At 38.1% G+C, this 12,953-nt stretch carries 12 protein-coding genes; 9 read left to right on the forward strand and 3 right to left on the reverse strand.

Annotation, left to right across the window (positions count from 1 at the left end):
• Positions 1–119: 119 nt before the first annotated feature.
• The 4 genes from map (at position 120) to IV514_RS06125 (ending at position 5,075) form a co-directional block, all read left to right on the forward strand.
• Entirely contained in the window at positions 120–908 is a 789-nt protein-coding gene (gene map, locus IV514_RS06110) for a type I methionyl aminopeptidase (RefSeq protein WP_206484081.1), read from the forward strand.
• Positions 909–978: 70 nt separating this feature from the next.
• Positions 979–3,612: a [protein-PII] uridylyltransferase gene (glnD, locus tag IV514_RS06115; protein WP_206484082.1), complete on the forward strand. Its 2,634-nt coding sequence runs from the start codon at positions 979–981 to the stop codon at positions 3,610–3,612.
• 20 nt (positions 3,613–3,632) lie between these two features.
• Positions 3,633–4,463: a 2,3,4,5-tetrahydropyridine-2,6-dicarboxylate N-succinyltransferase gene (gene dapD / locus IV514_RS06120; protein ID WP_206484083.1), complete on the forward strand. Its 831-nt coding sequence runs from the start codon at positions 3,633–3,635 to the stop codon at positions 4,461–4,463.
• A gap of 273 nt (positions 4,464–4,736) precedes the next feature.
• Positions 4,737–5,075, forward strand: coding sequence for a hypothetical protein (locus IV514_RS06125; protein ID WP_206484084.1), 339 nt, complete (start codon positions 4,737–4,739; stop codon positions 5,073–5,075).
• Positions 5,076–5,083: 8 nt separating this feature from the next.
• On the opposite strand, the gene truC is transcribed toward IV514_RS06125, so the two are convergent.
• On the reverse strand, positions 5,084–5,860 hold the full coding sequence (gene truC, locus IV514_RS06130; protein WP_206484085.1) for a tRNA pseudouridine(65) synthase TruC: 777 nt from the start codon (positions 5,858–5,860) through the stop codon (positions 5,084–5,086).
• An 83-nt stretch (positions 5,861–5,943) separates the two neighbouring features.
• On the opposite strand from truC, the gene IV514_RS06135 reads away from it, so the two are divergent.
• The 3 genes from IV514_RS06135 (at position 5,944) to IV514_RS06145 (ending at position 9,122) form a co-directional block, all read left to right on the forward strand.
• A complete protein-coding gene (locus IV514_RS06135; RefSeq protein WP_206484086.1) occupies positions 5,944–6,972 on the forward strand; it encodes a DUF3549 family protein in 1,029 nt (342 codons plus the stop codon).
• Between the two features lie 4 nt (positions 6,973–6,976).
• Complete coding sequence (locus IV514_RS06140) at positions 6,977–7,276, forward strand: DUF3301 domain-containing protein (RefSeq protein ID WP_206484087.1); 300 nt, start codon at positions 6,977–6,979, stop codon at positions 7,274–7,276.
• A 751-nt stretch (positions 7,277–8,027) separates the two neighbouring features.
• Positions 8,028–9,122: a hypothetical protein gene (locus tag IV514_RS06145; RefSeq protein WP_206484088.1), complete on the forward strand. Its 1,095-nt coding sequence runs from the start codon at positions 8,028–8,030 to the stop codon at positions 9,120–9,122.
• Positions 9,123–9,700: 578 nt separating this feature from the next.
• Here IV514_RS06145 and IV514_RS06150 read toward each other — a convergent pair.
• A complete protein-coding gene (locus IV514_RS06150; protein WP_206484089.1) occupies positions 9,701–10,345 on the reverse strand; it encodes a GNAT family N-acetyltransferase in 645 nt (214 codons plus the stop codon).
• Between the two features lie 211 nt (positions 10,346–10,556).
• Between IV514_RS06150 and IV514_RS06155 the strand changes: the two genes are divergently transcribed.
• On the forward strand, positions 10,557–11,357 hold the full coding sequence (locus tag IV514_RS06155) for a hypothetical protein (RefSeq protein ID WP_206484090.1): 801 nt from the start codon (positions 10,557–10,559) through the stop codon (positions 11,355–11,357).
• Between the two features lie 49 nt (positions 11,358–11,406).
• Here IV514_RS06155 and IV514_RS06160 read toward each other — a convergent pair whose 3' ends face one another.
• Positions 11,407–12,474, reverse strand: a complete 1,068-nt coding sequence (locus IV514_RS06160) for a ketoacyl-ACP synthase III (protein WP_206484091.1) — start codon at positions 12,472–12,474, stop codon at positions 11,407–11,409.
• Between the two features lie 190 nt (positions 12,475–12,664).
• Between IV514_RS06160 and IV514_RS06165 the strand changes: the two genes are divergently transcribed.
• Positions 12,665–12,880 carry a dodecin gene (locus tag IV514_RS06165; RefSeq protein WP_206484092.1) on the forward strand — a complete coding sequence of 72 codons (216 nt, stop codon included), beginning with the start codon at positions 12,665–12,667 and terminating at the stop codon, positions 12,878–12,880.
• Positions 12,881–12,953 lie beyond the last annotated feature (73 nt).

Below are 12,953 nucleotides of genomic sequence, written 5' to 3' on the forward strand. Positions count from 1 at the left end.
TAAAAAAATATTAGCACTTAACGTGTTTTCACCATTGTGAATAACAACGAAAAACGGGTAAAATTGATGTTATATGACACAATAGCATCTTTATTTACAATAATTCAATTGAGGTATCAATGACCATAGTTATTAAAAGTCAGGAAGAAATAGAAAAAATGCGAGTTGCGGGTAAGCTGGCTGCCGATGTATTAGAAATGATAGAACCACATGTAAAAGCAGGCATTACCACTGACGAATTAAATACACTATGTGCACAATATACAGAGAAGGTGCAAAACGCGATTTCTGCGCCATTGAATTATCATGGTTTTCCCAAGTCTATTTGTACCTCTGTTAATCATGTGGTGTGTCACGGTATTCCTAATGATCAACCTTTAGTGGATGGTGATATCATTAATATCGATATTACAGTGATCAAAGATGGCTACCATGGTGATACCAGTAAAATGTTTTTGATAGGTGATGTATCCCCTGAAGACAATCGCTTATGTCGTATTACTCAAGAGGCTCTTTATGTAGGCCTTAAAAAAGTAAAACCTGGTAATACCTTCGGAGAAATAGGCACAGCGATTCAAAAATTTATCAAAAAGGCGGGGCGTTATTCGATTGTCAAAGAATATTGCGGTCACGGTATTGGTAAAGAATTCCATGAAGAACCCCAAATTGTGCACTACAAAAATAAAGAAAAAACTAAAATGGAAGTGGGTATGTGCTTTACCATTGAACCTATGATTAATTTGGGTCGTGCTAATACCATTTTAGATAAAGAAGACAATTGGACCGTTTATACCATAGACGGTAAAAAATCAGCGCAATGGGAACATACTGTGGTAGTGACCAAAACTGGTTGTGAAATTTTAACACTAAGAAAAGAAGAATCTATCAGTCGTATATTGCACAATTAACTCTTTGTGCAATAACCATTGATAGCGATAGCGAGTATTTTTTATTTAACATTCAGAGCGAGTAACTCAATTGTTTTCCCAATCTAACGTGCCAGAGCAATTTACCGAATCCCTTTCAATTAGCTCGCCTGAAATATCGACGGAAGAAATTTGTCAATTAAATAAAGACTTTTTAGCGTGGCAAAAAGAGCAATTTCACCTTGATGATGCCACCAATATCATCAACGCGAGAGCCTATTATATCGATCAGGTGTTAGCTAAACTGTGGAGCCAACATTCACTTGATGAGTACCAAATTGCTTTAGTCGCCGTCGGTGGCTATGGCCGAGGTGAGTTACATCCCTATTCAGACGTTGATATTCTACTATTAACACAAGAAAGTATTGATAAAGCCCAAGAAGAAAAAATATCCGCATTTATTACCCAGTTATGGGACGTTAAATTAGATATTGGTCATAGTGTCCGCAGTATTAAAGAATGTTTAAAGCAAGCGGTTAATGAGGTTACCGTTGCAACAAACTTAATGGAAATGCGTCAAGTGTGCGGTAACACAGCGCTTACCGAGCATTTACAGCCACTACTCAATGAAGATGTTTTCTGGACTTCAAAGAAGTTTTTTATTGCCAAACGCGATGAACAACTGAATCGGCATAAACAATACAATGGTGCAGCTTACACGCTTGAGCCTAATTTAAAAGCTAACCCCGGCGGTTTGCGTGACATACAAACTATAGGCTGGGTAGCGAAGCGACATTTTGTCGCAGAATCATTAGAAGAATTAGTTGAACACGACTACCTTACCCGAAATGAGTATTTTGAACTGTTAGAGTGTCAAGACTACCTTTGGCGTATGCGCTGTGCCTTACACTTTATCGCCGGTCGAAATGAAAATAGGCTACTCTTTGATTATCAAGGAGATGTAGCAAGGTTCATGGGCTTTGGTGATGAAGGTAAAGTTGCGATTGAGCGCATGATGAAGCGTTTTTTTCGAATCATTGGCCGAGTTGCTGAATTAAATAAAATGTTATTACAACATTTTGAATATACCATTCTCAAAGACAATGCCTTTGATCAAAAAATAGTCTTAAATGATGATTTTGTTGTCATTGATGGTCAAATCAAAGCAACCAATACTCGCATTTTCATGCGCTCGGTAAAGATCATGGAAATGTTTTTACTGATTGCCAAACATGACGAAATAACCGAATTACATTCAGATACCATCAGATTAATGCGTAATGCACGCCGTCGCTTAGTATCTGGCATGCTCGACTATGCAAGGTGTCGTCAGTTATTTATTGAAATTATTAAGCATCCTAGAGGGTTAGGCCTGCCCTTTACCTTAATGCATCGCCACTCTATTTTAAGTGCTTATTTACCAGCATGGCGCAGTATTGTAGGACAAATGCAATTTGATTTATTTCATGCCTACTCTGTCGATGAGCATAGCTATCGTTTGATCAAAAATTTATATCGTTTTAGCCAGCCACAATATAACGATGAATTTCCACTGTGTAGCAAAATAGTACAGCGCATCCGTAAACCTGAGCTTTTATATCTTGCTGGTATTTTTCATGATATCGCCAAAGGTCGTGGCGGTGATCACGCAGAGCTTGGCGCTGTAGATGCGCTTGAATTTAGTAAATCGCACAAGCTAAATCAGCATGATGGTAGAATGGTTTCGTGGTTAGTCAAACATCACTTGCTGATGTCTATAACGGCACAACGTCGCGATATTTCAGATCCGGAAGTGATTAAAACATTTGCTAATATCGTTCGTGATGAAGCCCACTTAGATTACTTATATTGTCTAACCGTTGCTGATATGCGCGCCACCAATGAAAGCTTGTGGAACAGTTGGAAGAAAAACTTACTTGAAGAGCTTTATTTTAATACTAAGCGAGCCTTTAGACGTGGTCTGGAAAAGCCCGTTGATTTACGAGCAAAAATACGAGAAAACCAACAGCAAGCATTAGAAATTTTACTTGAAAAAGGCGAAGAAAAAGAAGCAATAAAGAGCTTATGGCGTGAATTTAAAGCAGATTACTTCCTGCGCTATTCTCCTGAGCAAATTGTCAGACATAGTCATCAACTGTTGCATCATGATCGCAGTCAACCACTGGTATTGATCAGTCCAAAGCCTTACCGTGGTGGTACAGAAGTCTTTGTTTATAGTAAAGATAAAGCCAATCTTTTTGCTAATATCGTCTCCTTGTTGGGGGTTAGTTGTTTTTCTATTCTTGATGCTAAAGTGCTAACCAGTAAGACTGAATACACCGCCAATACCTTTGTGGTATTAGATCAACAAGGCAAGCCAATTAATGACAGCTATCGTGCGCAGGAGTTAGCTCAGTCACTGACTGAAGTGTTAATCTCTGCAGACCCACAAATAAAGTTTAAAGCGCCTGCAAAACGTTTAGAGCAATTTAATATACCTACTCAAGTAAGTTTTGTAGAAACGAAAACACATCGTAGTACACTGCTTGAGATAGTAGCGCTTGATCGCCCTGGGCTTCTCGCCAGTTTTGCTCAAATATTTCAAGAATGTAAACTACGTATTCACTCTGCCAAAATCACCACCTTTGGTGAAAAAGCAGAGGATGTATTTATTATTTCCAACAGTGAAAATAAAGCCCTTACGTTAGCAGAACAGCAGGCTTTAAGCGCCAAATTAACTGATGAAATTCCCTCATCTACCAATTAATTAAGTTACTAGGAACCCTCATGTCAGAGTTACAAAATATTATTGAAGAAGCTTTTGATAATCGAATGAATATTACCCCTAATACCGTCACCACCGAAGTGAAAAACGCGGTATTAGATGCTTTAGATGCCTTAAATAATGGTTCTGCCAGAGTCGCAGAAAAAATCGCTGGCGAATGGGTGGTTCACCAATGGCTGAAAAAAGCCGTATTACTGTCTTTTCGTATCTGGGATAATGAAGTCATTGACGGTGCAGAAAGTACTTTTTTTGATAAGGTACCGATGAAATATAGTGGCTACAGTCAAGAAATGTTTGAAGCTGATGGCGTTCGCGTTGTACCTGGTGCATCGGTTCGAACAGGTAGTTTTATCGGCAAAAATGTGGTGGTAATGCCAAGTTTTGTCAATATTGGCGCCTTCGTTGATGAAGGTTGTATGGTTGATGGCTGGGCCACGGTAGGCTCATGTGCCCAAATTGGTAAAAATGTTCATCTATCTGGTGGAGTAGGCATTGGCGGGGTATTAGAACCGTTACAAGCAGGCCCAACGATTATTGAAGATAACTGTTTTATTGGTGCCCGTTCTGAAATTGTTGAAGGCGTAGTGGTTGAAGAAGGTGCTGTTATTTCTATGGGAGTTTATATCGGTCAAAGTACCCGTATTTACGATCGTGAAACTGGTGAAACACTTTACGGCCGAGTACCGGCAGGCTCAGTTGTTGTTCCAGGTAATCTACCATCTAAGTGTGGTAGATACAGCTTATATGCAGCAATTATCGTTAAAAAAGTGGATGCAAAAACACGCGCTAAAGTAGGAATTAATGCACTACTTCGTTCAGTATCTGAAGAATAATCCCTGCAAAAATTTATAACAAAGAAGACGCTGCTCATCGTTTAGGTTAACGCTAAATGTGGCAGCGTTATTTTTTTGACACCTGTTTTTTCTCTCTAAACCACCCATTAAAATCAACGATTATTTCGTCTTATTTTTAAAAAACAAATTACTTTTTTATGTTTAATAAATAACCACTTAGGTTAACTATAAAAATTTAATGGCAAATAAAAAAGTGCATTGGCATAACGTTTGCGATAACAAGATTGTCTTTAGTTACTTGTTGTAGTTCGCATGAAATTATTAAATATTACATTAATCACTTTATTGTTATTAACTAACTTAGCTTGTAGTAGTACTAAATCAGAAAAAATAACAAAAAAGCCATTAGTTTCGGATCATCACTTAATGATGTCATTACTCAATCGTCCGATGACAGGTGATCAAAAACTCATGTTAGCCTTTACTCAACAGCAGCAAGATTACCAACAAGATCTAGCGCCAGTATTTGTTAATGCCGTATATATTCGAGGTGACAAAAATACTGATGAACAGATCACAAGCCACCAAGGGATCTACTCAGCATTAATTGCAAAAGACATCAATGCAATTAGAGTCAGTGGCCCTTTTTAAAAGTAATATTACTTAGCTAATTCCAACCAAGAGAGCTGGCGAAAAACGAAGCGCCATTGCTCATCAAAATCTGCCTCTATGGTGATTTTTTCACCTGATATTGGGTGTATAAAACTCAACGCTTGAGCAAACAGCATCAAGCGTTTAAAACCAAAGTGTTTGATAAAAAACGGGTTCTGTTTATTGTCTCCATAATTAATATCACCAATGATAGGATGGCGCAGATGGGCAAGATGACGGCGAATTTGATGACGTCGACCTGTTTGGGGTTGTAATTTAACTAAAGAGTAGCGCACACTGTCATATCGGCCTAGCGCAATAGGTAATGTTGCTGTTTTCACTGTTTGATAATCAGTGACTGCCTGTTGTGGGGCTTTATCTTCACTTGAATGTTTATCCCCTAGCTTGTCTAATTTTTCTTTTAATGGGTGATCAACAACGCCGGCTCCGCTAAGATGACCTCGGGTTAACGCATAATAGATTTTTTTCACTTGCCGTTCAGCAAACTGTTGTCCCATAAGACGAGCGACTTCTTCAGATAACGCAAATAACAACACACCCGATGTAGGTCTATCTAAGCGATGCAACGGGTAAACATATTGCCCAACCATATCGCGCACTAACTGCAACGCAAAATAAATCTCGTGTCTATCCATATAGCTGCGATGCACAAATAAACCAGCAGGCTTATCAACCGCCACGAAGTATTGATCTTGATATAAAATGGTCAGTTCAGGCTTTTCTCGCACTGAACTCTGCTCAGCTGATACATCACTTACTTGCAATTTTTTTGACTCTTATCGGCAATATTGGAGTTTAGTCAACATTATCTCTATAATGCCGCCATAATTCGATACTTAATTAGCTTATGTCCACAATTTCTTCCATTTCTGAGCTGCTCTCATTATCACAATGCCAATATCGCGTGTACGATCTTGGTCGCAAAATATTAAAACTATCGAAAGACACTTTTGACAAAATTGAGCATTGCCAGCTCCCTCATCCAAGTCCTTTTCAGGGGCATGCACATTTTGCCATTGCATTTTGGCAAAAGCATTCAAGTCAGCCTTTTATCTGGTTTGCTAAACTGCCCTTAGATGAGCGTGGCTTGCTCAATCAAGGAGCTCGCAATCATTTTATTGCGATAATTGTTGAAGCATTAGGCAATGACTTATCTGTTGACCCAACAGATAAGCAGCAAGAATTACTCAATAGTAACCCTTATTTATTTACCCCTTCGCAATATAAACTAGCCATGCTAAATAGTTTGTTAACTGTTGAACTAAAACAAACACCAAGTGAGCACTATGCTAATTTTTGCCAATATTTATCTGAACAAAATTGGCAACAATGGCAACATATTGGGGTACAAGGCATTACAGACTTTGCCGCCAGACTAACGGAACAGAACAATGTACAATTGTTAAGTGATGGCTTGACTCATCTACCGTTTGAAGTGTTAAGCCCGCTGTGTGGAGCGCTTGAAAATTGCCCTTTGCCAGTTGGCGTGATTGAGCAAGTAATTTCAATTATTAAGCAAATTAAACAAACAGATAGTGACAAGCAACAGATGTTATTAAGGGCATTAGCCTCTTCGGCGGAGCACCCCTTTGTTGATCAGCATATTGCAGGCTTACTTGAACAACAAGAGTTGTCCGACAGTCAATTGATCACTCTATGTGGTAGATGCTGGCAAGCGATTAACACACCTGAAAGAACCATGCTATTACTTGAACACTTGGTAAAGCACGACGAAGCGCTATTTCCAGCAATTTTTAAAGACTTAGTCGCTATACCAACGGTTCGTCCTTTGTTATTTCAGTGTATGCGAGCACCGCAAAGAAGCGAAGCGCTTTCGAAAGCAATTGGCTTGTTATTTACCCCTGAGAGTAATTAACATCATGGAAAATATCTACTTGTTACTACTGGTCTGCTTGATATTTTGGTACTTTATCTTTCTTCGTAAAGTGTCTGAATTCGCCAGACAGCATATTCAACTATATTGCCAGCAAGAAAAACTACAATATTTAAGTTTAGCGCGAGTCTCAAGTCGATTATGCTTTAATAAACGCTTAGGGCTTTATTGGTTGAGTGTGTTTGATTTTGAATTTAGCGGTGATGGTCAAAGCCAATATACCGGGCGAGCAGCATTGAAAAACTATAAATTAGCAAATATTGAAGTGCCTGCTTTTAAAATTTAATCTCACTGTCGATTCAGTCAAATAATTAAACAAAAAAGAGCACGTCCTGAGCTTTGAAAAATAATAGGTAAAAGAAAAGCGACTAAGTGTCGCTTTTCCTTACTACAGGTACTCATTGTACCAACATTTGCTCAGTTTCTTCCTGATGTTAATTCCATTTAACCTTGTGCACTGTTCCTCAGTCTAAATATTACGTTTCCTTACAGAATATTTCCTTATTGATAATAATAACATCCTGTTATTAGATTCCCTATCAGCATCCTGCCTGTTCATATTTAGCAAACATACAATGTTTGATTTCCATACTCCTTTCCCTGCTGAGCATTGCGACCGTACAACATCCTGTTTCAGGCTCGCTGGTCTTCCTTCTCCTAAGTAGCTATCCTTAACATGTCATCCTGACAGCATTAAGTGTACTCAGCGTATTAAAATTCACCAGTAACATTATTTACATTCGCCAGAATAAAAATTAACACAAAACAAAAAATGATATAATTATCTTTATGTATCAATACATTAAAATCATTACCTGAACTTTTCTTAGCCACTAAAAACAGGTTGTCTGACAAAATATAGGGCAATGTCTTACAGCATCTCATACCATAATCGACTGAAGATTTTTTTACTGAAAAACCACAATAGACTCTCTTATATTTTGCCTAAGCACGATATACTATAGATTCATTAAGCATGAAAATATTGCTAATTTCAGCCACTAACGTACGTATTACAACCTTTTATTGGAGTTATTTTGCTATTTTACCGTTCGCTTATCTGCTGGTTAGGATGTGATAACCGCCAAAGGTATTCACTGATCATTCTATCAAGTCATCTATTTTTTCTCTTTATAACCGTGCTCTTTCAAACATCAACCAGTGTACAGGTTATCGCCTTAATTCTAAGTTCAATTGCTATCACCTGTAGTACAAAACGCCGCCTAACCGATAGTAATTTAGCATTTCATTGGTTATATGTACCTGGCGGGGTGTTTTTATTAACTGCTAGTTTAATTATTTCCTTTCAAGGTCCCAGTATTTTCTGGCTCTCCCTAATATCCTTGGCAGTTTCAGCAATTTTATTAACTTACCCAAGCAAAAAAAATTATCACTATGTATTAGGTTATGCCGGGCCAATTGATTTAAACAGCCATAGCAGAAAACCGCGACAAAAAATTGAGCCTAGTTTTGCATCCGACATTAATCACTTAGAATCATATGCTGCAATTGATCAAAAAATTGAGTCTACGAGACAGTATCATGCTCATGGCAACACGAGCAATCACCAACACTCCATTGATATTGGAGAATTAATTAGAGAAAAACTACTTAACAACAAGAATGCCGTTGCGACGACCATTACGTTGGTGGTCTTAATTACCGTCGCTATGCTGATCACTTACCTGATGTCTTTGTCAAATAGTGAATCACCAGCCAAAATAAAAACAGAAACAATAGAACAAACCAATGAAGTAGAGGTTAGTCGACAAAACCGCTTAGCCATGCCAGATGATTTTGAGCTTTACACAACCCCCTTTGAAGGCATTATTATCAGTTGGCAAGCAGACAGCACAAACAAAAAAGAAATTTGGAATATTCGCCAAGCTATCGGTGATAAAAGTTGTGAAAGTATCACTTTTAATAGCGGCTCCAAATACAGAGCGATACAAGTAAGCATTGAATCTCAAGAATATTATTTTGCAGAATTCTCACCATTAGATACCAAAGACTTGCTTCAAGACATTGCAAAACGCAACAAGTTTACTTTATGCGGATACTCATTTTCACTTAACGGAAGTCAAGCGGTGATGGGGAAACATTCATACTACGGGGAGAAACTTTCTCAGTAGTATTGCTTGTTTGATAAATCAAACACATAAAAAAATGCGGCTACTAAGAGCCGCATTTCTATAACTAGCTTTTGCATCCTGCTTTATTGGTATCCCGCATCGTCCGTGACAGACTATCCTTAGCCAGTTCCTATTTAACAACCATGTCAAACCTTAAAAGTTCCCTTTAAATAACTCATCCTAAGTTAAATCATTATTCCATTTATGTATCATCCCGATACCATCTTCCATGAAAAAAACATCCGTATAACATCCTATAGACCTCTGCCTATGATCCAATCCCTGAATCTCCAAATGCTATCCATAACTTATTATTTAAGTTTCAGCTCTTCCTGAGCTGTGTCGTCCTGACAACATTAATATTACGCCAGTTAGAAATTTTACCTAGTAGGTAAATCAATAATTTTTACTAAAAATTTAAACGAATATGGCAATAAACACATTAAATCTATATATTTCATAAAGATAAGAAAAGTCTTAAAATATTATTTTCTTAAATTGACATAATATCTCACAACAATGTAAGACATATCTCACAAGTTAATAAGATGTTAATACCTCTTTAACATTTATTATAGTCAAGGCTGGCTGCGATAATGCACCATCAAAGAGCCTGAGACATTGCCAACAGCCACTTCTTTGATAAATTCATAATCAACATCACTGAAAAATGCTTTATATTTTTCTGAGGTTGCATACACGGCAACACCTTCACTGTCTTGATATTCATCGAGCAAGGTATTAACCGCCGCCATCAGATAATGGCCAAAGCCATGGTGTTGATGTAACGGGTGAATAGCAATAAAAGAAAGAATATGAAATTTTTCCATCGGCACTTCAGCTAACACTTTTTCTTCTTTTTCTATCATTTGTTTTGTGCTGAAATAACCTGCGCCCAACAACATTTTTAAGCGCCAATGCCAAAACCGGTCGGCTGTCACACCATCTTGTCGACTATTTAAACAAGCAACTCCGACCATAGCCTCTTTAAGATATAAACCAACCATAGGTTGTTGTGCTTGCCAAAAAGCATTCAGCTCTTCACGAATAGCAGCTCGAAGTCGTTGTTCATAATCACTTTTCTCACTGTTGAAAATGTCCATAAATACAGGATCGTCATGGTAGGCTTGATACAACAATGACACTGCTAATTTTAAATCTTCTGCGGTCAAATAAGCCGCTTTTATATCTTCTTTCGTTGCACTGGTTACTGCTTGAGTCATTGTCTCTCCAAATCCCTATATTATGGTTATTATCTATGCAACCTTACCAGCAAAAGGAAAAAGGTCAAATTTAGCGACTTAACATAAATGAACTTTACGCAATAAATCCCCTCATACTTGCTAGACACAATTGTTAACGATTTATCTTTGATGATTGCGTTAAATATATACACACTAATAAAATAAGACGGAACAACATATAGGAGATAATGTGATACGTACCAGCTTATGTTACTCAACTTTAGGGGTTTTATTGTTAAACAGCTCTTATGTTTTAGCTGACGGACTAACCGATCTAAAAAGTGTATTACAGACCTTAAATGGTGACACTCCCATTTCAGCAACGGTTGAATCTTCTTTCACCGAAAAGCGCGGTAAAAAAAGAAAAAGCCTTAAAACTAAAACAGGGTTGATCCAAGTGGCATTAAATGACAACCATGAAGGATTAGAGCTTATATTTAGTGATGAGATAATTGATAAACTAGATAACGAGTCAAACTTAAAACAACAAAATGAAGACGCTAATACCCCAACGTTAAATGCCGTTGGTGGTGTTGGCGTGGCAGAAATGAAGCGGATGTTATCAGCCGCACCAAGTTTGTTACGTTTTATCGATAAGGCTATATATCTCAATGAAGAAACGGTGAGCTATCATGATAAAAACATGCGACAACTTAATTTCAGCTTACCCCTTCATGCCATCATTGAAAACAAAGAAGTGCATGAGTATGTTGATGATTTTTCAGGCGACTTTCACGTTATTATCAATGAGAATGGTGTGCCATTAGAAAGTCGTATTAAATTTGAAGGAAGCGGCAGTGCATATATCTTTTTCACTATGGATATATCTCAGTCAGATACAAGCACTTATCAGCTCTTCGATGATAGATTAGTGAAAGTTAAAAAAGTGTTTGAACGAGAACAACGTTCAACCTGGGGGAAAACTTCAGCAGAAGGCTATAAAGTGCTGATTATTAATCCTCCACACCCATCATTAGCCGCAACAAACTAATCAATGCAGGTTACGGCGTAAATAACACCGTAACCTAACTTCGCTTAACTTAGCCTTTCTTTCGTTCAATAAGATCTTGCACTAATGCTAAACCTGATTTCGTACATTCAGGCAAGTCAACATCAGACTCAGCAATTGCCGTTGTTCGTTCACCAAACTTAACCACATGAGCACTCCATGTCAGCCCACCACCAAATGCAGGTAAAAGTATATGGCTATTAGCGCTAACACGCCCTTCTTCTATCGCTTCAACAAAAGCAACTAGTGCAGTAGCCGCTGACATGTTGCCGTATTTATGAATATTGATAAACACCTTATCACTGGATAACGACAGCTTTTTAGCCAACGAATCGATAATTCTAAGATTCGCTTGATGCGGTACGACCAAATCAATATCTTCAGCGCCAAAGTTAAGTTTTTCCAGCGTTTTACTACAGCCTTGTGCCATACCTGCCACTGCTTTTTTGAAGATTTCTTGCCCTAAAAATGCCCAGTTAGATTGGCCTAACAAGCGAGATTTATTGGCGTACTTCATACCCCAGCCTTGTACGGCTAATATGTCACGAGACTCACCAAAACACCCTAATGATTCTGCAAGTACACCTTCTTCGTGCTCACTTGCTTCAAGGTAAAGTGCAGCTGCACCGTCTCCAAAAAGCACAGCAACATCTCTATTTTGCCAATCCATGATAGGTGATATTGCTTCTGCACCAATCACAAGTGCAGATTTAACCACACCACTTTTAATCATTGCAGTGGCAGTAGTCAAACTATACATACCACTGGTACAGGCAGTGTTGACATCCATACATGCTGCTTTATCAGCACCAAGTAAACGCTGAACATTGGATGCTGCATTTGGGCACAACTCATCAAACGTTGTACTGCCAAAAACAATTAACTCAACATCACTCGCTTTTTTTCCTGCAGCAGCTAGCGCACGTTCGCAGGCAACATAAGCAAGCTCACTAACATTTACATGAGAGATTCTTCTCTCTTTCATACCGGTACGTGATGTGATCCACTCATCACTTGTCTCTAAAAATGTTGCTAAATCATCATTGGTTAAAGTCGCTGGTGGAAGACACTTTCCCCAGCCCTTAATTGCTGCAAACATTAAATCACCTAAACTTGTTCAAAACGAATTTACCAAACTAATTGGTAACGCCAATATTTCCGCTGTCTATACAGCGTTATTTGGCATCAGAATAAAACATCAGACCAGTGATGTCTAACAGACATTAACACTTCATCTCACAATATTTGTTCTATAGTGAAAGTGTATCTATCAATAAGGAGTAACAACTATGTCAGATCACCATACATACAAGAAAATTGAGATGGTCGGTTCATCTAAAGTCAGTACCGATGATGCGATTCAAAATGCCCTTGCAGAATGTCATAAAACCATACGAAATATGGATTGGTTTGAAGTCACAGAAACCCGTGGTCATATCGTGGATGGAAAGGTTGGACACTTTCAAGTAACACTAAAAATAGGTTTTCGACTTGAACAAAGTTAAAGTGAATAAAATTGAGCTATATCAAAGTATTGCTGCTACTATCTGTTTCACAATGACCAGATACAGTTATCCA

The sequence above is a fragment of the Thalassotalea sp. G2M2-11 genome, assembly GCF_017168195.1.
In the GTDB taxonomy this organism is placed as follows: Bacteria; Pseudomonadota; Gammaproteobacteria; order Enterobacterales; family Alteromonadaceae; genus Thalassotalea_E.

Excerpts from the sequence above, each read along its gene's own strand:
- map (WP_206484081.1), top strand. The coding sequence starts at position 120 with ATGACCATAGTTATTAAAAGTCAGGAAGAAATAGAAAAAATGCGAGTT.
- dapD (WP_206484083.1), top strand. The coding sequence starts at position 3,633 with ATGTCAGAGTTACAAAATATTATTGAAGAAGCTTTTGATAATCGAATG.
- IV514_RS06125 (WP_206484084.1), top strand. The coding sequence starts at position 4,737 with ATGAAATTATTAAATATTACATTAATCACTTTATTGTTATTAACTAAC.
- IV514_RS06135 (WP_206484086.1), top strand. The coding sequence starts at position 5,944 with ATGTCCACAATTTCTTCCATTTCTGAGCTGCTCTCATTATCACAATGC.
- IV514_RS06140 (WP_206484087.1), top strand. The coding sequence starts at position 6,977 with ATGGAAAATATCTACTTGTTACTACTGGTCTGCTTGATATTTTGGTAC.
- IV514_RS06150 (WP_206484089.1), bottom strand. The coding sequence starts at position 10,345 with ATGACTCAAGCAGTAACCAGTGCAACGAAAGAAGATATAAAAGCGGCT.
- IV514_RS06160 (WP_206484091.1), bottom strand. The coding sequence starts at position 12,474 with ATGTTTGCAGCAATTAAGGGCTGGGGAAAGTGTCTTCCACCAGCGACT.
- IV514_RS06165 (WP_206484092.1), top strand. The coding sequence starts at position 12,665 with ATGTCAGATCACCATACATACAAGAAAATTGAGATGGTCGGTTCATCT.